Genomic DNA, 22,919 nt, shown 5'->3' on the forward strand with positions numbered 1-22,919 from the left:
GCAAAGCTCGCCTTGGCGCGCCCGCCTGCTATCTCAAACGGACATCGCCGCGCGTCCGGTGGAAAGAGATGAACGACGAGGCCACAACCGCACCGACTGGCGAGAGGCGGACGGCGCGACCCAATGAGACGCCGCGGCCCAAAGCCGAACTCGAGGCGTTGACGCGCGCCTGGGCGATGCCGCCCGGCTGGCGTCGACTGAGCGAAATCAACAATAGCGTCGTCGGCATCGTCTACATTGGCGCGGCTTTCGTGTTCTTTCTGCTCGCGGGCGTTCTGGCGCTTCTCATGCGCGTCCAGCTGGCGCAGGGCGACAATCGATTTCTCGGCCAGGAGCTATATAACCAGATCTTCACCATGCACGGCACCACGATGATGTTTCTCTTCGCGGTTCCGGCCATGGAGGCGATGGGCGTACTGCTTCTGCCGCAGATGCTCGCCGCGCGCGATCTGCCGTTCCCGCGCCTCTCCGCCTATGCGGTCTGGGCCTATGTGATCGGCGGCGCCGTCTTCTTCTCGACGATCTTCTACGATCTCGCGCCCGCTGGCGGATGGTTCATGTATCCGCCGCTGACGCTGCGGGAATTTTCACCGGGCGACAACGCCGACTTCTGGCTGCTCGGCATCGGCTTCATCGAGATTTCGGCGATTGCGGGCGCGATCGAGATTATCGTCGGCGTGCTGCGCACGCGCCCGCCCGGAATGACGCTGGGTAAATTGCCGATCTTCGCCTGGTCCATGCTCGTCTTCGCGGGCATGATTGTCTTCGCCTTTCCGGCCGTCATTCTCGCGACGCTGCTGCTCGAAATCGAACGCGCTTTCGGCTGGCCCTTCTTTACCGCCGCGCGCGGCGGCGATCCGCTGCTGTGGCAACACCTCTTCTGGTTTTTCGGTCATCCGGAGGTCTACATCATCTTCCTGCCGGCGGCGGGGCTCGTTTCCATGATCGCCCCGACCATGGCGCAGCGGCCGCTTCTCGCCTACAGGCTCATCGTCGTCGCGCTCATCGCCACGGGGTTCTTCAGCTTCGGCCTCTGGGTGCATCACATGTTCGCGACGGGCATACCGAGCCTGAGCCTCGGCTTCTTCTCCGCCGCCAGCATGGCGGTCGCCGTTCCGTCGGGGATTCAGGTCTTTTCCTGGATCGGCACGCTTGCCTCCGGAAACCGCCGCTTCGTCGCCTCGACTCCCTCGCTCTTCATCCTTGGCCTGCTCTTCATCTTCACCATCGGCGGACTTACCGGAGTCATGGTCGCGGTCGTCCCATTCGATTTCCAGGCGCACGACACTTATTTCGTCGTCGCGCATTTTCATTACGTGCTCGTCGGCGGCATGGTGTTTCCGCTCTTTGCCGCCTTCTACTACTATGAGCCGCTGTTCGGACGCGGCCGCCTGTCGGAGCGCCTCGGACGCATCGTGTTCTGGCTCATGTTCGTCGGCTTCAACCTCGCCTTCTTCCCGATGCACATTACCGGGCTGATGGGCATGCCGCGCCGCGTCTGGACCTATTCCGCCGAACGCGGCTGGGACCTGCTCAACACGCTGTCGACCGTCGGCGCCTTCATCCTCGCGGCGGGCGTGTTCGTCTTCCTCGTCGATCTTCTCGTCGAATTCAGAAGCGAGCATGCGATTCGCCAGCACCGCGCCAATCCCTGGAACGCCGGCACGCTCGAATGGGCACCGAGCGACCTTTATTCCATACGCTCCATCCCGGTGGTGACGAGCCGCTATCCGCTCTGGGACGCGCCCAAACTCGCAGAGGAGATCGAGGCGGGCGCGTGGTATCTGCCGGGAACGGCGACGGGGCGGCGCGAGACCATCGTCAGCGCGGCCCTCGACGGCGCGCCGCAATATCTGCTCGAGATGCCCGGCCCGGGATGGGCGCATGTCTTTTCGGCGATCTTCACCGCCGCCTTCTTTCTACTGCTCACGGTGAAAGCGGTGGCGCTCGCCGTTATATGCGGCGTTCTCGCCATCATCGCGACGCTCGTGTGGTGCTGGCAACTCGACCCGCCGCCGCGCGAGCGCGAGGCCGACATCGGCGGCGGCGTGACACTGCCGACCTATATGTCGGGGCCGTCCTCGCATTCATGGTGGGCGATGATCGTGCTGCTTTGCGTCGCCGGCTCGCTCTATCTCACCTACATCTTTTCCTATCTCTACGTCTGGACGGTCAGCCCCGCAGTCTGGCCCGTGCCGGGCTCGCCGTCGCTGCCGGCGCTGGACTGGCCGACGGCGTCGGCGGCGCTTTTCATTCTCGCCGCCCTCGCCTTTTACGTCGCGGACCGTCTGCTGCCGCCGCCCGGGCGCAAAAGCGCCGCGCCCCTCTTCATTCTCGCCGGCGCAGCGCTTCTCCTCGCCGCCGTCGCGACCGAACTTTACGGTCACTGGCAGGCGGGGCTTCGTCCTGCGGAAACATCCTATGCCGCGCTCGTCTATATGGGGGGACTTCTGACGGGACAGCTCGCGCTCGTCGTTCTCGTCATGGCCTGCTTCGTCTTCGCGCGTCATGCGTCGGGCAAGCTCGACGACGTGCGCCGCGTCACTTTCGAGAGCACGGCGCTCATGGCTTGGTACGCCGCCGCACAGGGTCTCGCCGGCCTCCTCCTGCTACACGGCTTTCCACGCTTGCTGGAGTAGGAAAACATGTCTCACCCCGCGCAACGGGAGGACGGGCGCCGGCGCATTTCACGCGCGCTCGCCGCGTTTGTCTCGGGCCCGCTCGTGTTCATGCTGTATTTTGCCTTCGCCTATGGCGCCCATTCGTTGCTGTGCGCCCTGCCGGGCGATCCCGGCCGGATGATGACCTGGCTGCTTCTCATCGGCGCGGGAGTTTCGCTTGCCGTGCTGGCCGCCATGGCGATCGCCATCGCCCCGGGCCGGGCGCAGGACGAGCGCCGCTTTGAAAGCCGCGCGGCCTGCTCGCTCATTCTCCTTTCCGCGGTCGCTGTCGTCTGGACCGGCGCGGCGGCGGTCTTCATCACGCGCTGCGATCTACTTCGATGAGCTGCGGCCATGCGAACACGAAACACGCCCGCCGGCCGACAGGAGGCCCCATGCTAAGCTCTTTCAGCCGCGTCTTCGTCCTGGTCGCCATCGCTTCGCTTGTCGGCCGCTGCGCGCCGACGAGTTGAAGGTCTGCGGCGACCCGAACAATCTGCCTTTCTCGAACGACAGGCGCGAAGGCTTCGAGAACGCGCTTGCGGAACTTGTCGCAGGCGAACTCGGCAAGGACCTCCACTATACATGGTGGGCGCAGCGTCGCGGCTTCATTCGCAACACGCTGAAAGCGGGCCTTTGCGACGTGGTGATGGGCGTTCCGACCGATTACGATCCAGTAGCGACGACCGCGCCCTATTACCGTTCCGCCTACGTCTTCGTCTCGCGGGTCGATCGTGGGCTCGACATATCGTCGCTCTCGGACGTCCGACTCGATACGCTCAAGATCGGCGTCCACCTTGTCGGCGACGACGGCATGAATACGCCGCCCGCCCATGCGCTCAGCGCTCGCGGCCTCGTCTCGAATGTCATCGGCTACACGATCTACGGCGATTACGCGCAAGCCTCTCCTGCGCTCCGCCTGGTCGAAGCCGTCGAAAAGGGAGAAATCGACATCGCCGCCGTTTGGGGACCCCTCGCCGGCTATGTCGCCAAACGCGCGTCGGTGCCGCTTCGTATTGAGTTCATAGACGGAACGCACGCGTTTGCGCCTCTGCAATTCGCCTTCGACATCTCGATGGGTGTGCGCAAAGGCGACGACGCGCTGAAGCGCCGCCTCGACGACATCATCTTCCGCAGAAGCGCTGACATTCGGGCGCTGCTCGAGCGCTATGGCGTTCCCGTCGTGAGAAAGGACCAACCCTAAAGGCCGCTATCGGCGTACCCGCGTTACGCAGCTCGCTGCTTTCATTCCTAGGAGCGCCGCCCGTCAATCTCCGCCGCGGGGCGCTCGCACGCCAGCGTCCGTTTCCTCTGTTATTCAAATTGGGATGCCCGCATTGCACGAGGGCGCCGAACCATTAAGGCGCGAGAAAGACGAGGCCAACCGAACACACGTAAAGCAAGAGCACGAGGGCACTCTCGAATCCAATCCGGGCAATTCCGGCTTTCTCCCGGCGCAACATGCCGAGCAGCAGGACGCCCGTCATCAGAATCGCAATCAGAGCGGTGGCTTGGTCGCTCGGCGTAAAGAAGTGGTAGATCGACCCGCTCTGGAACAGATCAGCTGCACTGAGAAACAACACCTCGAAAGCGTTTCCGCCGATAACGTCTCCAACAGCGAGATTGACCGCGCCGATCCGCACGGCCGCGATAGCAGTGACCAGTTCAGGCAGTGAATTGGCGACGGCCGCTAACACGGTTCCGACTATGGATTCGGAGAAACCAGTGTTGGCGACAATCCATATGGCCGCTTCCCCAATCGCATAGCCGCATGCTGCCGTCACAAGGGCGTAAGCAGCAAATCGCACCCAAAGCGACTGAGTAGAGATCGAACCCGGGCCTCGCTCGTCCTTCGATAACGAGGGGCGCGTCTCCTCGGTCTTGACCGGATGCCACATCGGCTGACGCTGAATCCGGCTTAGCAGCCGCAGGCCGAAGCCGTAGCTCAGTACGATGAGCAGCGAGGCGGGATGTACACCCCACACGGTCACTGCCGGATAAACCGATGCGATCAACGGAATGGTCAGCATCGTCACGAGGAGGACGCCCTGGGCAAGACCGGTAACGCTTGCGGCGGCGTGCTCGAGGTTTGCCCGGCGGTACGCCAGATCAGCGACGGCGAGAAACATGGTCTGCACTGTGAGCCCGCCGAGCGCATTGCCGATTGCAATGCTTGGCGCCCCCTGCGCCGCTGTCGTTATCGAGGTCATTTCGCCCGGCAGCGAGGTGCTGGCGCCAACAAAGAGCGCACCAGCGATAATTTCACCCATACCTGTTCGATCGGCGAGCGCGTCAGCAATTCGCGCGAGCTTTGTCCCTGCAAAAGCGATGACCACGGCCGCCACTAAGAAAATTGCAGCCACGCTCCAGAGCCCATGGCCTACAATATGGAACATCCATCCTCTCAGCCTTTGTGTCGCCTAGGGACCGATTGCTTCGGTGAAAAAAAAGAGCCCCTTAAGGCGAGCGCCTCGATGACGTCGTCGATCACATGAGCCCTACCGTCGCGTGGGACCGCGTTGTCCGGTACTGCCTGCTCCGCTACCCACGCCCCAATCAAGACCCGATTCATGCTTGCGCCCCGTGGTTCCAAGACGAGGAGGCGCGCTCGTACGGCGGGCGTCTTTTCCAGTCGTTCCAAGGTGCGGCGGCGTCTTTGTCGCGTGCCGTGACACGAGCTCGTCTGCAACCACGCGCCTCAATCCAGGCGCAAATTCATGGTTGACCACCCCGGCCGGCCGGAACGGCCGCCGGGGCAGATCCACCCCCGTAACCCCCGCTCGCCAAGATGACTCCAATGGCGAGGACGACTCTTTTCAGAAGCCTGAAAACTTCGATCATGGGTTCTCCAATCGACGCTTCTGGCCCGGGCGACGAGGGGCGGTCGGGTCGCGGAGCGTGTTGAGATTCTGACGCGTCTCCGAGCTGCATGATGCTATCGGATCATGCGGCGAGGTCAATGATTTGATCGGCGGGCTTTTCGGCGAGGCTTTGCCAGCCGTCGACTTTTCGCATGGTGATCTGGCCGGACGCCATCAGCGCCCAGAACAACATCGCGGCGGTTTCGGCGCAGGGCAGCACAGTTTGCGTCTTGATCCTGCGTTTGAACTCTTCATGCAGGCGTTCGATTGCATTCGAGGTGCGGATGGATTTCCATTGGCTTGGCGGAAAGCGCGTGAAGGTGAACAGCTTGTCGCCAGCCTCCTCCAAGCTGTCGGCGACGGCGCGGCATTTGAGGCGCCATTTGCGGACGAACGCCTTTCGTTTCGCTTCGACCTCCTGTTTCGACGCGGCATAAATCATGTCTTTGTAGTCGTTGGATATTTCTTCGTGCAGCCGTTCTGGCGCATGGGCGAGAAGATTGCGGTGCTTGTGCACGGTGCAACGCTGGATCGGGACATCGGACCACAAGGCCGCGAGCGCCTTCTCCAGGCCGGGCGCGCCATCGACGATGACGAGTTCCGGCGTCTTCAACCCGCGTTTGACGAGATCGTCGAGCAACGCTCGCCAGGCAGCCTCGCTCTCGCCGCCCATGTTCTTGATCGCCAGCAGAACTTTTTGACCGTCCGCCCGCACGCCCAACGCGACAAGGAGGGAAATTGACGTGGCCTTCTTGTCGAGCCAGACCCGCACGATCGTGCCGTCGAGAATGAGCCGAATGATTGGTTCCTCCGTTAGCGAGCGAGCGTTCCACGCGTCCCAGTCGCCTTTCACCTTCCGCCAGGTCCGGCTGACCACATCCTTGCCGACTTCCCCAGCGAAAACCGCCCTGAGGGCACGGCGCACGCGGCGCGTATTGGTTCCGGCAAGATAAGCGCCAGCGATCAAGGCGTCGGCGGCCTTGGTGCGGCGCTGGTAGGCCGGCAAGGATTGGCTTTTCCATTCGCGCGTTTTGCCATCATCACCCATGACGCGCGCCCGCGATCTCGGTCTTGCCGAACGTGCCCGTCAGCGCGCGTTTGCGATGGCCATGTCGGCAGCCGACGAGCGGAGCCGCAGCGTTCCCGTCCGCAGGCGCTTTCCGCCGCCCGTAACGCGGGCGCGACAGGGCGACGTCCAGCTCTTCTTCCAGCATCGTCTCGATGAAACCGCGCACGCGTGCGCGAACGCCGTCCTCAATCGGATCAAACCAGTTGTCGAAAAGCATAATGTCGGCGGCGATAGCCGTCGCCTTCGTGGTATCCTGCGTCATGGCGTGGTCTCCAGTCCAGCGCTCCAACGCTGGAATCATTTGGGTTCAGCAACCCGGAGACTACGCCAACCCAATTCCAACCACTCCAGCGACGGGACCAAGTTGAGGTCAGGCAAGGAGAGACCTTGAGCGATCTCGCCAAACGTTGCGGCGTCGCAGAAGCCAGAATTCTTGACCTCAACGCGAATATCGAAGGAACGAAAGACCTACTCGCTGGAATGACCCTGAGCCTGGAGGCGCCGTCGGGAGAGGACGCCGCCGCCAGGGCCCGCCAAGCTAAGGACTCATTCCTCTCCCGTTTGAGGTCGTACGCCAAGGAGACCGAGCGAACAATCGGCCGAGCGGCCGAGACGGCCAGACAATCGATTGAGGAATTTGTTCAAAAGAATCCGGACCTGCATCAACGCATTCTCAGACTGGGCCAGACTCTGATATTCCGGGCATGGAAAAGGTAGAAGCGCAGGTCTCTCTGTCGGTGAGGAAGGGAGCTCCAGGCGCGCCAGTGACATTGTCGGCGATTGGTCTACCTTCAAATCAGCGCGTCGAGATTGCCGGCGGCGCGCCTGCGAGCGACTATCAGATCATCGAGACTGCTCGGACCAGCGAGGAAGGAACCTTGCAGGCGACAATCCAGCTACCACCCTGGGCCGACCAACAGCGCGACTTCATATTTGTAATCGCAATTCCTGAGATGAACATCGCCGTGCGCTCCGCGACATTCAAGGTCATGGAGCAGAGGGTGGGCCGATGACGCCTGACATGCGCACCGACCATGCTCTAAGTATTAGATTCCCGGACCCTGCCTAAGGGCTTGCCAAGAAGACGGTGCTCCGGCTTGTGGTGGATTAGGGAGACGGTTATGCCGGATTGGGCCCTGATCTGGGGAAAGTTTTCTCTCGCCGTCGCCGTGATCGCGGTCGCCGGGTCGGCCCTGTCGCGCAACGGCGACGCAATCGCCCAACGCACTGGTCTCTCGGGCAGTTGGATCGGCCTCTTGCTCCTCGCAACAGCAACGTCACTACCTGAACTCTTCACCGGAGTCAGCGCGGTCAGACTCGCCAACGCACCCGATATCGCCGTCGGCGACGTCTTCGGAAGCTGCATTTTCAATCTCGCCGTCATCGTCGTCCTCGACGCGTTGCATCGTGGCCATTCGGTTTTTGACAAGATGGACGAAAGCCACCTTCTCATGGCGGCGTTCGGAATCATTCTGATCGGTTTCGGGGGCGCCGGGCTGCTGCTCGCCCCAGCGTCCTTGGCGCCAAGCTTCCTCCAAGTCAGCGTGTTTAGCCCGCTGCTTATCCTGCTATATCTCTTGGCTCTCCGGGCAATCTTCTATTTTGAGGCGGGACGACCCAAAGCCGAAGGGCGCAAGACCGGCCCAAGCCTTGGTAAGGCAATCGCCGGTTACACGACTGCTGCGGCGTTCGTGGTCGGCGCTGGCGCCTGGCTCCCTTTCATCGGTCAGGACCTTGCAAATGCTACGGGTTTGGGACAAACCTTCGTCGGCACTCTTATGATCGCCTTCGCGACCTCGGTTCCGGAGGTGGTCGTTTCAGCGTCTGCGCTGCGGATTGGCGCACTCGACATGGCGATCGCAAATTTGCTCGGCAGCAATCTCTTCAACATGCTTGTGCTCGCGATCGACGATATCGCCTACGTACATGGATCGTTGCTGGAGGTAGCCTCGAAGGCGCATGCGACCACAGCATTTATGGCAATGATCATGTCAGGCATCGTGATTGTCGCCCTTCTCCACCGGCCCGGGAGGCGGTTCTTCGGAGCATTCAGTTGGGCGAGCCTTGCGCTGGCGGCGGTCTATTTCCTGGGGTCTTACGTCACATACCTCTACGGGCGGTGACGCATTTCCACGAGGCCCGGCGACAGGCAAAACCGCAAGATGCGGAAAACCGACGTGGGCTTGCGAAGATGCTGCCGCGGTTGCTATTGAAGTGCAGATAGAACGATACTTCCCCCACCGCAATGACGATGCAGTGGCTCATTGGCCAGAACAATCGCCCTTCACCTGATGAAAGACGCGCGAAGGAACAATTCTCCGTCGTGCGCGTTTTAAGGCCCGCATCGCGGCCGTCCCTGGATTCCGGGACGTTGAGTGGAGGACGAAACGGATAGGACGGAACGGCAAGAAACAGCGGACTCCATCGCCCGTTGCAGTTCCTCCAACGCCTCCTGCGCCGCCAGCCCCCACGCCTCCCAGCATAGCGCCGACAGTGCTACCGGGAGGCGGCCAAAATCAGCTGACGACGCCGCCCGAACTCATCCCGCCGCCGCCTTCGGCGCCTCCCGAACTCAAGCCCTCGTTGCCTCCGGGCCCGCTCGCTCCACGGCCAGAGAAGCCCCTATAGGGTCACGGCGAGCCATCCTCGATGAAGGCGGCCTCACGCGCGCTCGTGTCGCAGCGATGCGGCTTGTGGGGGTGGGTTCCAGTTGTTCTCTTTCACGAGCTAAATCGCTAATTTTACTGTGTGATAAAGTCATCCGACGAAGGCTTCGTTGGCAACAAGGGCATCAAAGCAATCGCCTCGCCAAGGCGCGCGCCAACCTAATGGGGATGCGACGCGACGTGGCGTTCGGGTCTGATCGGCGGATCCTCGGGGTTGATAACCCTCGGGTAAGCGAGGCGCTTTGAGGATTGTGGTTTTGGCGCCTCAGGGGGGAACCAAACTCCGCTCGGAGACAAGGAATCCGTGGGCTGCAACGCAGAGCGTTATGTGGTGGTCAAAGCCGCGCCACCCTCGTCCCTCGTAATGATCCAGCTCGAGTTCTTGATTTAGTTCCTGATAATCGCGCTCGATCCGCCACCTCAATTTGGCGTGCTCGACGAGCTGCGTGTGTCACTATGCGTGGGGCCGCATCACACTTAGTCCAGCCGACTCTGCTGTTGATAAGGCGTCACATCGAAGCGTTGGTAGAGCGCCTCCAGTTGAGATCGCCGGATGAAGCCTGGCGGTTCGCTTCTTTGAAGCGGCGCAAGGGCGGTTCGCTTCACGCCCTTTTTCAAAATGGCCGTTTCCTTCTCTGGGGACCACTCGACCGCCTCCGGCGGAACCGGTATCCATTCTCCGCCGAGACCAAGGAAGCTGCCTGAGGACAAGAGCAGATAGGCGATGCGCCCGGCTTCAAGGTCCAGCATAATATACTCCACCTCCCCGATGGGTTGGCCATCGGCGCGCGCCACCTGGCGGCCACGAATCTCTCGGGCTGGCGAGGCATCCTTGTTCTTTGCGTCCCGCTCCATTTGGAGCGCCCCGATATTTCTCGGACGAACGAGTAGATAGCGGTTGGGGAGTATGTCCCGATCGGGATTCGGCGGCACCACGTAGCCGTAAGGTGTTGGGACGCCAAATGCCCGGTTTGTCCGCGCGATATCCTTGGGGTCCCCAAGATCCTCACTCATTCGGGTCCCCCCTGTATGGGGGCTGTTTCGTAGGACCCTTTGATAGGTCTCGTCGACTCTGATCGACCGACCGTCTTGCCACCCGCGGAGTGCCAACGCACGGAACGGAATTGCTAAGTAGTCATTCTCCGACGAGACGATGACGTAGACGACATCGCCGGTCGCGACGTCGAGCATGATGGAGTCAATCTGCCCCAAAAACCGGCGGTCGCTGCTGACAACGTCCTGATTGACCAGGCGCTCGGCTGGCAGAACCCTTATCCAGTCGATCTCCCCCGGCTTTGTCGCGTCATTTCCCGCGTCTGCCGTGGTCACGACGGATGAACTCCTGCTGTTCACTTTACGAGCGGCGCTTTTGGCCAATGCGTTGTCAGCTGAGAGAAGTGCCGCGATGAGGATGGCAAACCCAGCGGTAATTTGCTGCTTCATAGCGGTCAACCTTGTTCGGAGGTCATCGGTTCGGTTTGCTTTTCAAGCCTGCTCGAAGGAGCTTACCCGCCAACTGAGGAGATAGCGTTTTGTTCCTCGAGAGCGGTAGCGACAGTCACTCTCACGCCCTACGCGTTTATCTGCAGGCGATGCGATGTAGGGGGCTTTGGCAAGCGCGCAGAGGCGAATTGTTACGGATCAGCACCGAGGTCAAACTGAGAGTGGGCAGTGACGTGGCGGTCTGCGTCAGCGACGCATTCGCTTCCCGAAATGCGCCCCCTTTAAATCCACACGACGTCCGATGCCCGCGGCGTTGAAGCGCGTTTTACGCCAGCAATATCGATTTTGCACCTTTTCGTTTGCTTGCAACGCCTAATATGGGTTCAGGGCCAGGCTACCCCAATCGGCTGCACGACTTCGGCCGTCCGATCCATCCGCAAGCAGAAAGGAGCGCCTCATACGTCGCCTTTACGTTCCATGTATCGCTCTGCTGAGCGTCTCAGGGTTTCTCACGGCGCCAGCTTTGGCGGACCGGAAGCTGACGAACTCGGAAAAATCAGCCTGCGCTCCGCGCTCAATGACATGGGTTGCCGCGGCGACAAAATGGAGTTTGACCACGGCAAATACGAGGTCGATGACGCCATTTGCCGCAACGGCAGATATGACTTGACCTTCGATAAGAACTTTCGGCTGACTGGAAAAGAGTTCAAGGCCGCGCTCCGCCCCCGCGATCGTGGCGAGTACTATGGCAGCGGACACAAGCGCAGCGGAGATTACGACCGGCCCGGGCGGGGCCGTGACTGGGACAATTACGACAGACGCGACACGCACCCGCGGGACTCTGAAATCAGGCGCTGAAGCCGAGGAGCATATCCCAAGGCGCGCACTTAACGCGTCCTTTCTCCGTAGGGGAGTGACTGCTCCCCTACGGAGCTGGCTCTCGGAGTTGAAGGTGGAAAAGCTACGACAGTCGCGCGGGTAGGTTAGGAGGGAAAGACGTGGTTTTGACTTTTTTTGAATCTTGGGCGGGCCTCGCCCGAGTCCTGGTTAATTGCATTATCGGTTATGCGTGCATCATCATGATACTGCGAGTTTCCGGCAAGCGAACTCTCACTAAACTCAATGCATTTGACTTTGTCGTCACCATCGCGCTCGGATCCACGTTGGCGACGCTGATAGTTAGCAAGGAAATCGTCCTCGCCGAAGGCGTCCTGGCTGTGACACTCCTAGTCGCCCTGCAGTATCTCATCGCTGCGGCTTCAGTGAGGTCTCGGATGTTCAGCCGTTTGGTCAAAAGTGAGCCAACCCTTTTGGCTCATGACGGAATTTTCCTCAAGGAGGCAATGCGGACACAACGCATCACGCAAGAGGAAATACTTGCTGCGCTACGCGCGCATAAGGTCGCAGAAATCGAAGATGCGGCGGCGGTTATCCTTGAGACGGACGGATCGATAAGCGTTCTCCCGAAATCGAGAGCCTAGCTCTGTCTTGGACTCCACGGCTACTCCGCCAGGACAGATCGCGCGCGAGTTGCCGCTGCTTCCAACCTTTCCCGATCCCATTGCCCTCTACAGGCCGCCAGCGCCACTTCGGCGGCTGCTTTGGAGTGCTGGCGCAGTACGGCGCGGCAATATTCTTCCTGCACGTGAAGGCCGAGCCTTGTCAATAAGTTTAATAAGTGGATCATGACGATCAGGCTTTCGGCCCCGTAAATCCTGAAGGAGTCGAAACTCAAGTTTGTAACCTCCTCAAAGCTCACCGTCCGCTCAAGCAGACGCGGCTCTCCGCTCGGCCCGAACCGGCATAGGAGGACATTTTGTTTGCATCCAAGTTCTCCGAGGCAATCCGCAAGCCAATCGGCGCATGTCATCGCCGTATAAGGGTCATTAATGCCTGGGGATAGGGCGCGGACGGCGATCTCCGTTAGTTGGCGGACGCCGAAGCGCAGATCCTGCGTTGGCGTTCGTCGGCAATCTAGCTTGGTTGCCTCCCGAAGCTCCTTCTGCTCATGCCTGTTTAGAGACACCGCCCCGTGGACTTTGAAGAGTTCGCTTCCGCGCATGACAAAGTCGCCCGGACCCAGGCAACTCTCAATCAGCAGTGACTTTCTCTCTGCAAATTCGACCAGCCGGTCGTGGTTTAGATGCTCTAGATACCCGCTTTCTTCCGCCAGGACTGAATCCATCGGCCCGTCTACCGCAGGCGGACCTACGAGAACCTCTTCGTCTGACGAATTTCGCAGCGCTCTAATCGTTTCCCTCAAATCCGCGCCGATCGCTGCGATCAGGCTTTCCGCCTGGATTGAACGGGCCATGTGGTCAATGAAATAGATCAGCACCCCAACGCTTGCGACAGCGAAGACGACGGCGCACGTAACGGAGACATGAGGCACGAATCCGCCCTCGTCTTCGCTTCTGACTGTTCTGAGTATGAGGAGACAATAGAGGAAGGTCGACACGAAGGTCCCGAGAACAATCTGGTTCCCGAGATCTCTCGTGAAATTGCGTAATAAACGCCATCCAAATTGGGAGCCCGCGAGGGTCAAGGCTGCGATAGTGATCGAAAAAACTGTTCCAGCAACCGTGATCATTGAGCTCGCAATTGTCGAGAGGAGGGAGCGTGCCCCATCTGCTCCGCCTGACCAAAGCCAACCCATGAGATCATGGACGGGCCGATTTGCGTCGATTCGGGTAACGCCATATGAGAAACCGGCCGTAGCAAGGGCCATCAGCGACGGCACAAACCAAAAATTCGCCCGCAGCCTTTCCCAAAAGGCAAGGAGAGTTTCTCTCACGCGATCCTCCTTTGGGGGCAGTGGAAAGCCATAAGACCTCACAGAATGGCGAACGCAAGCAGAGATGTCGCTGTTCCGAAGAGACACGAAGCGCAAAAAACCGTACTCAGCGACTGGGCGGCCTTTTTGTGGACTTTTCTAGTAGACGCGCGGTCGGTCTCGACGCTCGCAAGGCACTCGGATTGATAAAACCAGTAGCGCCTAGCGTTCCACCCAGATCGGCAAATAAGAGAAGGTTAGGCGTGATTACTGTCGTTGCTCTGCGGCGACTCCTCTCTCGTTTCCAGAGGCGTGATAACCTTCAGCGTTAGAGAACGTCATCGCGGCAATGACAACTGCGACATCAAACGCCGAGAGCGCGACGGCAGCGCCGACCGCACCGGTCGCCCAAAGACTTGCGGCTGTTGCGGTGCCGTGAACGGAAACGCCAGTCTTGACGATGGCGCCGCCGCCGATGAAACCGATCCCCGTGATCACGCCCTCAACGATACGCGCAAGGCCGTCCGGCGAATTCGCAAGAAGCGCCTCTGCGCCTTGAATGAAACCGCAGGAGGCGGTTCGCAATCCGGCGCTACGCCCTTGCCTTTCACGGTCCCAGGCGATCGGTAGCGCGAGAGCATAGGCTAGGCCGAGAGTGGCAAGGTGTGGAAGGATTTAGAAGCGGTTCAATCGCGCGCTCAATGCAATTGGGTCGACAGGTGTTCAGATCACATGGATCGCTTAATGGTCGGAGGAAATGGTTGCTCCCGCGTTCTACCCGCTTATGCCATGCCGTCGGGTGGCGCTTCTTCAAACGGGAAAGGAACGGCTTTGAACCCGAAGGGAGAATGCCTGGCGAGTATTTGGGCCCCACCTGCCGTCGACGCGGACGTCGAGTTCGGTATTTTTACGCTCGCGCTGATCTATCTGATCTAAGCTAGGGCTTTTGGCTTCCATGCGCTGCCGCATCCGTCCGGTTTGTTCACCCCTATGGGCCCAGTCCTGATGAGTCCGAGCTTCGACAGATGGTCTTTTGCGGAGTCAGATCGATCCCTCTTTCGTCATCACCCATCAAGCGGCGCTCGGAGACGGGCGGAGCCTGTACAAACGTCTGAAAGACAAAGAGGGCCGCTGTGTCAAGGTTGTTCTGATGCCCTGAGCCGGAGGCGGTTATGACGTATCTTGCAACTCTGTGGAGCATCGCGCGCTCTGAGAGCGATCCGAAAGTATTGAAAAGCTCCGGGCCGGGGTCGCCGACAGGGCCGATCGGTTGGCTCGCGCCCTCGGTTGGTTCAGCATTGGCTTGGGCCGTCCTGACCACGGCGCTCGGCGTCAAGGGGAAGGAGCCGCTGGTGCGCGCATACGGGCTGCGTGAGATTGGGTCAGGAGATACTGTAAAGCAGCGTCCTCGGGGAGGCCTTGACATTGCGACCCTTGCTGCGTCCGCGCCCAGAAGTTCGCGTCAGGCCGCCCTCGCCCTCCTCGCCACTCCACGGGGGGACCGAGTCCTACGTCAGATGCAAGAACTGGGATCGGTTGCGACAACCAGCGCGATCTCAAGCGACGTCTCAGCAGCCTTCTCGAACTCGAAATTTCTGACGTCGGGCTCGAGAAGATAGAAGAGATAAAAGCCGATGCACAGGCGACCAAAGGCCAGGAAATGGATGTCCAGCGTGGGCAAAAGCGGCAGCCAAGCGACCGCAAATGAGACGAGCGCAAGCCCGAGGGGATAGTGAGTAGAGACGGAACCTGAACGCAGATCCGGCCGGAGGACGCCTGCGAACTTGCAAAAACCCCTGCTCGGGTTTGGCGAGGTCCAGCATACGTTCGACCCAAGCTTCATGCCCGAAAACCTGCTCGCCGGTAGCAGAACAATCCACCACCGATGCGTGTTACAAAAATCTATCGCAGAGTGAGGTAAGCGAATGGATGGCCAAACGCGTACGGGCTGGGAGCGACTCGCTAACATTTCGGAAGGAATGGTTGTGTTCCTACCGAACCTCGCCATCGGGCTTATAGTCTTTCTGGTGCTATACTTGTTTTCGCTTGGCGCCGGGCGGGGAATCGCTCGTCTTGCCGCACGCTCCGGCCAGCCCCCCCATATCGCTAAGATTTTTAGCCGGCTTGGCCGCGGTGTTGTCAACCTCTTTGGCGCAATGATCGCGCTTTCGGTGGTTCTCCCTTCCGTGGACGCGGCATCGGTTTTTGGGGCCCTCGGCATCGGCAGCGTCGCTGTGGGATTCGCAGCCAAGGACATCTTCCAGAATCTGCTCGCCGGGATCCTTCTCCTGGTGACGCGGCCGTTTCACGTCGGTGATCAAATCGTAAGCGGACCACATGAAGGAACTGTCGAAGACATCCAGATTCGCGCTACCCTCTTACGAACTTACGACAACCGGCGCGTCGTCATTCCGAATAGTGAGCTCTATACAAACCGCGTGGTAGTCAATACCGCCTTTGAGGTGCGTCGGATTCATCTCATGGTTCCGATCGGCGAAAGCGACGATATTGGCAAGGCCGGTGCAACCATCCTTGACGAGATCGCGAAAATCGAAAGGGTCTTGCAGTATCCCAAGCCTGTCGTCCTACTCCAGAGCCTCGGCGATTTCAGCTTAAATCTGGAAGTTCGGTACTGGATCAAGCCGACAGTCATGCGAGAAGTCGTTGAGTCCACGGACGAGGTTTATCGTGCAATTACCCCCGCGCTGACAGCTGCTGGCATCGACATGCCGTTTCCGACCTACCAGGTTCTGTTCCATAATCAGACAGAGACGGCGGACGGTAACCGGACACTGCAACGCGAAGGTTGGCCGCCGTCCACCAAGAACCATTCACCCTCTCGGCCAGGGCAGTCTAACGCGACCCGCTCCAATAGCGGGTCACAGGCCTGACAGGCCATGCCCATTTCACGCCCCCAAAAAGACGAGGGCCGGAGGAGAAATTATGGTTGACTCGCACCAGGCCGCACAGACTCGGTTGCTGGCCATCATTACCTTCCTGCTGATTGGCTTCGCGCTCCGTCAGACTTATGCTGTCACGATGCCGCTCGCCGCGGCAGCTGTCGTGATTGCGGCAATCTGGCCGGTCAAGCCATGGCTGGAGAGGTTTTTTTCCGCTACGCTCAGCAATATCGGAACCGTTTTAGTCCTTTTCGCTATCCTTGCCGCCTTTGCGGGCGCCATCTCTTTTTCGGTGACTCGAGTCGCACAGGCGTTCACGGATAACTCGGATAAGTTACAACAGCTTTATCAGAGCATGTCGGATTGGGTCCGGAGCTGGGGCGGTTCGATCGGCAGCGTTGGGGGCTTCAGCCGGATCGTCAGCATGGGCGAACAAGCGCTCGGCAGCGCTTACAACATACTGGTTTACATAGGCATAATAGCGATACTTGTGGTGTTCGGCCTCCCCGAGGTTGGATCGCTGCGACAAAAAATCAATCGAGAGATCGACGGAAGACAGACTCGCGAACTTGTCGACGCCACGGACCTGATTGCCGTGAAGGTGCGCCAATATCTCTGGGTGACGACGATCACAAGCGCCATCACGGGCGTCGCGACTCTTGTCCTGTCCCTCGTCGTCGGACTGGACCTTGCTCTCGTATGGGCTCTGCTTAACTTTCTTCTCAATTACATACCGATTGTCGGAAACGTGGTCGGAATTGTTCCACCTACCCTGTACGCCGTGATCCAGTTCGGCGGCTGGGTCATGCCGGCTACTGTGTTCGCTGGGTTTTCGATAGTCCAGGTCGCTATCAGCAATTTCGTTGCGCCAACTCTTCAGGGAAAGAGCCTCTCCCTCACACCCATGGCAGTGATATTGGCGCTTTCGGTTTGGAGCTGGATATGGGGCGTGGCGGGGGCGCTGATCGCCGTACCGCTAACATCAGCGGCGGTTGTTCTTTGCAACCACTTTCCGAGCGTTCGGTGGATCGCGCTTCTGCTCGAGGACAAGAAGGACAGTGAGAGCGCTGGCGGGGAACATCGGGCGGCCGAGAATGCCTGAGCCATGCGTCAAATGGGAGCTTCGCGGAGGGGGCAGCCGCTTTCTCCGCTTTCAACTTGAATGGTGGCGTGCTGGATGCCAAATCTTCGCTCCAGCGTGAGCTATATTCGATAGAAAGATATCATCCATATGGAAATAGGGTCGAACCAAATGCGCCGTCAGCGCGGTTTCAGTGGTGCTCATACCCCAAATATGAAGGTCATGCACCACCGTGACGCCAGTTAAGCCCGCGATATAAGCCTCCACGGCGGAGCGGTCTACCCCTGCGGGAACGGCATCAAGCGCGAGGTTGAGAGCGTCGCGCATAAGGCTCCAGCCGCTCCATAAGATGACGCAAGCGATTATGATACTCGCCGCCGGATCGAGCCACGACCAGCCAGTAGCGCCAATGAGAAGGGCCGCAACTACGACGCCGAGGGACACTGCCGCATCTGCGGCCATATGAAGGAACGCGGCTCGTAAATTGAGGTCATGCTCGCGCCCCCGTCGAAGCAGCAGTTGTCGATTTCGGTTTCAAGATGCGACTCACGATCCATTTAAAAACAGCAGCTTATAAAACCTCAGTCTCAGTCCGATTTCGGTTTCAACTGAGACTATATGGGCAAATTTTCGGTTAATTGAGATTGATCGACCGGTCGATCGACCGTACTATAACGACATAACTTGTCTGGTCGACGATCCAAATGATCCGCGTTGGCAGGAGGCCGAACGCCGAGACCAATTTCTGCGCGAACTGTTGAAGGCAACTGGATGGAATGCAACGCGCAACGTCGTCGATGCCGCGCGGATGACCTTTGGTGTCAGCCGCTCGACGGTATATAGAATAATCGGTCGATTTCTTGCGACGCGAAGGGCCTCAAGCCTGGTGCCTGCCGATCGCGGAACTCCGCGAGGAGCCAAGCGCGTTGATAGCAGGGTCGAGCGCGTCATTGCTGAACAGATCAATCGCGTTTGGCTGAAGAAGGAAAAGCCGAATATGCGTGCTTTGATCGAGCGCGTGCATGAAGCTTGCCGCATCGACGGACTCCGCCTGCCCCATCGCAGCACCATCCAACGCCGCGTTGACGAACTCAACGTGCTCCGCTCCGCCCGCAAGCGAGGAGAAGCTGCCTTGGAAGCCGCCGCAACTCCGAGCGCCGGCAATTACCGCGCGGACAAACCGAACGAGATTTGGCAAATCGACCACACAATCGTCGATATGATCGTTGTCGACGAAGAGACTCGATTGCCCATAGGACGTCCAGTTCTGACGATAGCCATCGACCTTTGCACGCGAATGGTCGCAGGCTTCTATCTATCGCTGGATCCTCCAAGCAGTGTCTCCGTTGGACTGTGTCTTCTTCACGCAGTCTATGACAAAACCTTATGGCTACAAGAGCGCAATATCGATTATCCTTGGCCCGTCGCTGGCATTCCTTCCGACGCTCGTGAAGCGATTGCCGGCGACACACAGCTTGCGCGACGGCTTGATCAAATCGCTCTGCCACGGTGGAAGGCTGATGAAGAGTTTCAGGGGTTGGTGGTTGGCATCCTTCGAAGCCTGCCGCTCCGTCGACCATCCGCCCTCTCGGCTCAGAGCTTGCGTACTCTTGCTCGCGCCACGGATGGGATCACCGCGAAGGTTTTTAGCATGCTGAATGAACTCGCAGTCGAAGCCGTTCATTCGGGCAGTGAGCAAATCACCGACGATGATGTTGAGCGTAACCGCTGTTCTCAGGCCACGTCTTTGATTCCGACGGGCGGCGCGTAGGCCCACGGCATGAGTTCGTCGAGCTTGCTCGCGAGATGGCCCTCGACGATCTTGGTGAGCACGTCGGTCATGTAGGCCAGCGGATCGACGCCATTGAGCTTGCACGTTTCGATGAGCGAGGCGACGACGGCCCAATTCTCGGCCCCGCCATCCGAGCCGGCGAAGAGCGCATTCTTACGATTGAGCGCGATGGGGCGGATCGCACGCTCGACGATATTGGAGTCGATCTCGATGCGCCCGTCATCGAGGAAGCGCGTCAAACCGTCCCAGCGCGACAGGGCGTAGCGGATCGCTTCGGCAAGTTTCGTCTTTTGGCTGATGAGCGCGAGCTTTTCACGCAGCCATGGCTCGAGGACGTCGAGGATGGGGCGGGATTTTTCTTGCCGCGCCGCGCGCCGGTCATCCGGGTTCTGACCTCTGATGTCGCTCTCGACGGCGTTGAGCGCGCCGATGCGCTCGAGCGCCTCGCTGGCGATCGGCGCGGGCCCCGCTGCGGCCAGTTCGTAAAAGCGCCGGCGGACATGCGACCAGCAGAAGGCGAGCGACACGCTGTTCTTCTGCGCCAGCGCCCGATAGCCGGCGTAGCCATCAACTTGGACGACGCCCGCGAAGCCGGCGAGATGGGCGAGCGGCTGCTCGGATTTGCGGTTTTGCGCATAGACATAGACGGCGAGGGGCGGATCGGCGCCGCCCCAGGGCCGATCGTCTCTTGCGTAAGCCCAGAGTTGGCCGGTCTTGTTGCGCCCCCGTCCGGGGTCGAGCACCGGCGCCCCCGTCTCGTCGGCGAAGATTTTCGTGGAAGACCTGATGTGTTCCAGGAGGCGCTCGTGTACGGGCCGCAAATGCCAAGCGGCGCGTCCGACCCAGTCGGCGAGCGTCGAACGGTCGAGCGCGATCCCCTGCCGGGCGTAGATCTGGGCCTCGCGATAGAGCGGAAGGTGGTCGGCATATTTGGAAACGAGCACATGGGCGACCGTCGCCTCGGTCGGCAGGCCGCCTTCGATCAGCCGCGCCGGAGCAGGCGCCTGCACCACCGCGCCCTCGCAGGCCCGGCAGGCGTATTTGGGTCGGCGCGTCACGAGCACCCGGAACTGCGCCGGAACGACATCGAGCCGCTCGGAAACATCTTCGCCGATCTAGTGCAGCAGGCCCTTGCAGCAGGGGCAGGCCTTGTCCTCGATATCGACGACGCTCTCGACGCGCGGGAGATGTCCGGGCAATGCGCCCCGGTTCGTGCGGCGCTTTCTGGCCGCCTTCTCACGCTCAGGGGCAGAGCTGGCTTCTACTTCCGCGGCCGCGACGGCTTCCGTCTGCTCGACCTCTTCGAGCGCGAGCAGCATCTGGTCTTCGGGGAGCGTCTCGGCGCGACGCCCAAATCGATGGCGCTGCATCTCCTTGATGATTTGAACGAGGCGCTCGTTGCGCGCCCGCTCGGCGAGAAGCATCGCCTTCAGCTCGTTGGGGTCGTCGGGAAGTTTCTCGATCGCCTGCGCCATGTGGGCAGAAGACCATATTTCACGCCGGCTTTCGACGATCTTAGTCGCCCTGATTCACTGTGTCGCGGCTCATCCCGACAATGCCGGCGCCGGCGTCTCTTTCGCGCATTGGACGCGCCGCCAATCGAGCCCCTCGAGCAGCGCCGAAAATTGCGTCGCGGAAAGCCGCATCGTTCCGTCTTCGATCTTCGGCCAGCGAAACTCGCCATCCTCGAGCCGCTTGGCGAAGAGACAGACGCCTGTGCCGTCCCAGTAGACCAACTTGATCCGATCCGCGCGCTTGGCGCGGAAAACATAGATCGCCCCGTCGAAGGGGTCCGCTTTCATCGTTTCGCGCACCAGGGCGGCGAGGCCTTCGGCGCCCTTGCGAAAATCCACGGGCTTCGTCGCCACCATGACTCGGACGGCGCCAGTCGGGCCGATCATGACCGGGACTTCAACGCGTCGATAATGGCCGTGACCATGCCGAGATCTGCGTCGCGCCAGATCCAGACGCTCGCGCCATCGACGTCGAGTTCGATCACATGCGGCCGGACGGTAACCGTCTTGCTCTCCGGCGGCAGCGCCGCCGGCGCCGTCCCTCGCGGTTCAACAACGACCGGCGCGAAGGGAACTCCATCGGAAGCCGCCGCCTTTTCGCGTGCTTCGCGCCGCCAGGTGAACAATTGCTGCGGGGTCAGCCCCCGCCGCCGCGCAACCTGCGAGACAACCATGCCGGGCTGCAGCGATTCCTCTACTGCCTCCGCCTTCTCGTCATCCGACTATCGGCGCCGGCGTTCCCCACCGCCCGTGATCACCTCAATGCGCTGGACAGTCTCGCCCTTCGGGTCAAGCGGATGATCATATGTGGACGGCCCCCTGACAAGCACTCTTTTCGCTTTGAACGATTTGGTCGGCTGCGGTCATATGTCCGGCCTGTTAATGCGGGACTTATCCCCGCTGGCCCTGATGAGGTCCGACAACCAAGATCCCTTTCAAGTCTTCGAGCTTTGTGCTCCTGTCATCCCGCGGGTTGTTCTTGGTTTTCGGTCACGACCGTGTCGCTCATCACGCCTCAGTGCGCTTGCCAAACTCGAGCTTAGCAGAGGTATGCTTTTCTGCTTTGCTCAGCATCTCGTGTAAAGTTCTGTTCGGAAACATTCGCCGGTCTTCATAATTGCCCAAATCGTTCGTGCAAGCTTGTTCGCCAGCGCTACGGTGACAAGTCGCGCAGGTTTCTTCAATCGCAGCGCCACGATCCATTCGGCAAGCCCGCCCTTGTGTTGGCCAGCTCGACGCAACAACGATGTTGCCGACAAAACCAGCAGCTTTCTCATATGGCGGTTGCCTTGTTTGGTTATACCCCCAAGCGTCTGTTTCCCGCCGCTTGAGTTCTGTCGCGGCGTGAGGCCAAGCCAGGCGGCGAAGTCACGTGCCGATTTGAACGCCCCCGGATCGGGCACAGAGGCCGTGATCATTGAAGCAATGAGTTTGCCGATGCCCGGCACGCCGTCGAGCAAGCGACTTGTTTCGCTTTGCGAATGGAGTCCAGCGATTTCCTTATCCAACGCGTTGATTGCCTTTTCGATACCATCAAGCGTCTGCGCCAGAACCTTTACCGTTGCCTTGAGCGCGGCAGGAAGCGACGTGTCTTCAGCCTCGGCGAGCAACTCCTCTACGCGTCCGACGCCTTTGGCGACGACGACGCCGAACTCCGCGAGATGGCCACGAAGGGCGTTGACGCTCATCGTTTGCTGTTTCACCAGTAGCTCCCGGGCCTTGTGCAGCGCCAAAGCAGCCTGCTGCTCGGCGCTCTTGATGGGCACGAAGCGCATATCGGGGCGCGACATCGCCTCGCAGATTGCTTCCGCGTCAACTGCGTCATTCTTGCCCCGCTTGACGTATGGCTTGGTGTACGACGGCGCGATCAACACCACCTTATGGCCCATCGCCGCGAGTTCACGTGCCCAGTAATGCGCTGAGCCGCAGGCCTCCATGCCGATTTGAGACGGATCAGTGTTTGCAAAGAACTCGCGCATTTTTGACCGCGTCAGTTTGCGCTTGACGGCGGGTTCGCCTTCTGCCGATAAGGCGTGCACTTGAAAATAGTTTTTGGCTAGATCGACGCCAATTCTTGCAAATTTTTGCATGGCGGTTTCCCTGGTTACGCCCTGTTCAACGATGCTTCGACAGTTTGATGCCGTTGGAGCGAGGCCGTCC

The 22,919-nt window shown here is 60.1% G+C and carries 18 protein-coding genes and 6 pseudogenes; 12 read left to right on the forward strand and 12 right to left on the reverse strand.

Annotated features, from left to right (window positions below):
* Nucleotides 1–68 precede the first annotated feature (68 nt).
* The 3 genes from RVU70_RS19910 to RVU70_RS19920 all read left to right on the forward strand — a co-directional run bounded on the left by RVU70_RS19910 (nucleotide 69) and on the right by RVU70_RS19920 (nucleotide 3,864).
* Nucleotides 69–2,639 carry a cbb3-type cytochrome c oxidase subunit I gene (locus tag RVU70_RS19910; protein ID WP_363351594.1) on the forward strand — a complete coding sequence of 857 codons (2,571 nt, stop codon included), beginning with the start codon at nucleotides 69–71 and terminating at the stop codon, nucleotides 2,637–2,639.
* Nucleotides 2,640–2,645: 6 nt separating this feature from the next.
* Nucleotides 2,646–3,005, forward strand: a complete 360-nt coding sequence (locus RVU70_RS19915) for a hypothetical protein (RefSeq protein WP_363351596.1) — start codon at nucleotides 2,646–2,648, stop codon at nucleotides 3,003–3,005.
* 124 nt (nucleotides 3,006–3,129) lie between these two features.
* Nucleotides 3,130–3,864, forward strand: coding sequence for a substrate-binding domain-containing protein (locus tag RVU70_RS19920; RefSeq protein WP_363351598.1), 735 nt, complete (start codon nucleotides 3,130–3,132; stop codon nucleotides 3,862–3,864).
* A gap of 154 nt (nucleotides 3,865–4,018) precedes the next feature.
* On the opposite strand, the gene RVU70_RS19925 is transcribed toward RVU70_RS19920, so the two are convergent.
* Both RVU70_RS19925 and RVU70_RS19930 read right to left on the reverse strand, forming a co-directional pair.
* Entirely contained in the window at nucleotides 4,019–5,056 is a 1,038-nt protein-coding gene (locus tag RVU70_RS19925; protein WP_363351600.1) for a sodium:calcium antiporter, read from the reverse strand.
* A 547-nt stretch (nucleotides 5,057–5,603) separates the two neighbouring features.
* Nucleotides 5,604–6,852, reverse strand: a pseudogene (locus tag RVU70_RS19930) (IS256 family transposase).
* Nucleotides 6,853–6,977: 125 nt separating this feature from the next.
* Here RVU70_RS19930 and RVU70_RS19935 point away from each other — a divergent pair.
* The 3 genes from RVU70_RS19935 (at nucleotide 6,978) to RVU70_RS19945 (ending at nucleotide 8,713) form a co-directional block, all read left to right on the forward strand.
* On the forward strand, nucleotides 6,978–7,307 hold the full coding sequence (locus RVU70_RS19935) for a LysM peptidoglycan-binding domain-containing protein (RefSeq protein WP_405044890.1): 330 nt from the start codon (nucleotides 6,978–6,980) through the stop codon (nucleotides 7,305–7,307).
* Nucleotides 7,308–7,354: 47 nt separating this feature from the next.
* On the forward strand, nucleotides 7,355–7,603 hold the full coding sequence (locus tag RVU70_RS19940) for a hypothetical protein (RefSeq protein WP_363351602.1): 249 nt from the start codon (nucleotides 7,355–7,357) through the stop codon (nucleotides 7,601–7,603).
* A 108-nt stretch (nucleotides 7,604–7,711) separates the two neighbouring features.
* Entirely contained in the window at nucleotides 7,712–8,713 is a 1,002-nt protein-coding gene (locus RVU70_RS19945) for a hypothetical protein (protein WP_363351604.1), read from the forward strand.
* Nucleotides 8,714–9,347: 634 nt separating this feature from the next.
* Here RVU70_RS19945 and RVU70_RS19950 read toward each other — a convergent pair.
* Nucleotides 9,348–9,701 (reverse strand): annotated as a pseudogene (locus RVU70_RS19950) (hypothetical protein); the annotation flags it as partial.
* A 32-nt stretch (nucleotides 9,702–9,733) separates the two neighbouring features.
* Complete coding sequence (locus tag RVU70_RS19955; RefSeq protein WP_363351606.1) at nucleotides 9,734–10,699, reverse strand: PRC-barrel domain-containing protein; 966 nt, start codon at nucleotides 10,697–10,699, stop codon at nucleotides 9,734–9,736.
* 345 nt (nucleotides 10,700–11,044) lie between these two features.
* Here RVU70_RS19955 and RVU70_RS19960 point away from each other — a divergent pair, with 345 nt between their 5' ends.
* On the forward strand, nucleotides 11,045–11,557 hold the full coding sequence (locus RVU70_RS19960) for a hypothetical protein (RefSeq protein WP_363351608.1): 513 nt from the start codon (nucleotides 11,045–11,047) through the stop codon (nucleotides 11,555–11,557).
* 140 nt (nucleotides 11,558–11,697) lie between these two features.
* Nucleotides 11,698–12,180 carry a YetF domain-containing protein gene (locus RVU70_RS19965; RefSeq protein WP_363351610.1) on the forward strand — a complete coding sequence of 161 codons (483 nt, stop codon included), beginning with the start codon at nucleotides 11,698–11,700 and terminating at the stop codon, nucleotides 12,178–12,180.
* Between the two features lie 20 nt (nucleotides 12,181–12,200).
* On the opposite strand, the gene RVU70_RS19970 is transcribed toward RVU70_RS19965, so the two are convergent.
* Both RVU70_RS19970 and RVU70_RS19975 read right to left on the reverse strand, forming a co-directional pair.
* Nucleotides 12,201–13,493: a DUF2254 domain-containing protein gene (locus RVU70_RS19970; RefSeq protein ID WP_363351612.1), complete on the reverse strand. Its 1,293-nt coding sequence runs from the start codon at nucleotides 13,491–13,493 to the stop codon at nucleotides 12,201–12,203.
* 236 nt (nucleotides 13,494–13,729) lie between these two features.
* Nucleotides 13,730–14,147, reverse strand: a pseudogene (locus tag RVU70_RS19975) (MgtC/SapB family protein).
* A gap of 346 nt (nucleotides 14,148–14,493) precedes the next feature.
* On the opposite strand from RVU70_RS19975, the pseudogene RVU70_RS21640 reads away from it, so the two are divergent.
* Nucleotides 14,494–14,631, forward strand: a pseudogene (locus RVU70_RS21640) (glutathione-dependent formaldehyde dehydrogenase); the annotation flags it as partial.
* 354 nt (nucleotides 14,632–14,985) lie between these two features.
* On the opposite strand, the gene RVU70_RS19980 reads toward RVU70_RS21640, so the two are convergent.
* On the reverse strand, nucleotides 14,986–15,153 hold the full coding sequence (locus tag RVU70_RS19980) for a hypothetical protein (protein WP_363351614.1): 168 nt from the start codon (nucleotides 15,151–15,153) through the stop codon (nucleotides 14,986–14,988).
* A 298-nt stretch (nucleotides 15,154–15,451) separates the two neighbouring features.
* Between RVU70_RS19980 and RVU70_RS19985 the strand changes: the two genes are divergently transcribed.
* Both RVU70_RS19985 and RVU70_RS19990 read left to right on the forward strand, forming a co-directional pair.
* Nucleotides 15,452–16,363 (forward strand): mechanosensitive ion channel family protein, encoded by a 912-nt coding sequence (locus RVU70_RS19985; protein WP_363351616.1) that lies wholly within the window; start codon nucleotides 15,452–15,454, stop codon nucleotides 16,361–16,363.
* Between the two features lie 52 nt (nucleotides 16,364–16,415).
* Nucleotides 16,416–17,474, forward strand: coding sequence for an AI-2E family transporter (locus tag RVU70_RS19990; protein ID WP_363351618.1), 1,059 nt, complete (start codon nucleotides 16,416–16,418; stop codon nucleotides 17,472–17,474).
* A 51-nt stretch (nucleotides 17,475–17,525) separates the two neighbouring features.
* Here RVU70_RS19990 and RVU70_RS19995 read toward each other — a convergent pair whose 3' ends face one another.
* Entirely contained in the window at nucleotides 17,526–17,915 is a 390-nt protein-coding gene (locus tag RVU70_RS19995; protein WP_363351620.1) for a cation diffusion facilitator family transporter, read from the reverse strand.
* Nucleotides 17,916–18,210: 295 nt separating this feature from the next.
* On the opposite strand from RVU70_RS19995, the gene RVU70_RS20000 reads away from it, so the two are divergent.
* Nucleotides 18,211–19,224, forward strand: a complete 1,014-nt coding sequence (locus RVU70_RS20000; protein WP_363351621.1) for a DNA-binding domain-containing protein — start codon at nucleotides 18,211–18,213, stop codon at nucleotides 19,222–19,224.
* Here RVU70_RS20000 and tnpC read toward each other — a convergent pair.
* From tnpC to RVU70_RS20020, 4 genes and pseudogenes are all read right to left on the reverse strand, one after another.
* Nucleotides 19,188–20,720 (reverse strand): annotated as a pseudogene (tnpC, locus tag RVU70_RS20005) (IS66 family transposase). The gene RVU70_RS20000 and the pseudogene tnpC overlap by 37 nt on opposite strands.
* Before the next feature lie 69 nt (nucleotides 20,721–20,789).
* The gene (gene tnpB / locus RVU70_RS20010) at nucleotides 20,790–21,146 is read right to left on the reverse strand and encodes an IS66 family insertion sequence element accessory protein TnpB (RefSeq protein WP_363351623.1); all 357 of its coding nucleotides are present in this window, start codon (nucleotides 21,144–21,146) and stop codon (nucleotides 20,790–20,792) included.
* Nucleotides 21,143–21,469, reverse strand: a pseudogene (locus RVU70_RS20015) (transposase); the annotation flags it as partial. The pseudogene RVU70_RS20015 and the gene tnpB, both read right to left, overlap by 4 nt.
* 357 nt (nucleotides 21,470–21,826) lie before the next feature.
* Nucleotides 21,827–22,849, reverse strand: coding sequence for an IS110 family transposase (locus RVU70_RS20020; protein ID WP_363351899.1), 1,023 nt, complete (start codon nucleotides 22,847–22,849; stop codon nucleotides 21,827–21,829).
* Nucleotides 22,850–22,919 lie beyond the last annotated feature (70 nt).

Source organism: Methylocystis echinoides (assembly GCF_040687965.1).
In the GTDB taxonomy this organism is placed as follows: domain Bacteria; phylum Pseudomonadota; class Alphaproteobacteria; order Rhizobiales; family Beijerinckiaceae; genus Methylocystis; species Methylocystis echinoides_A.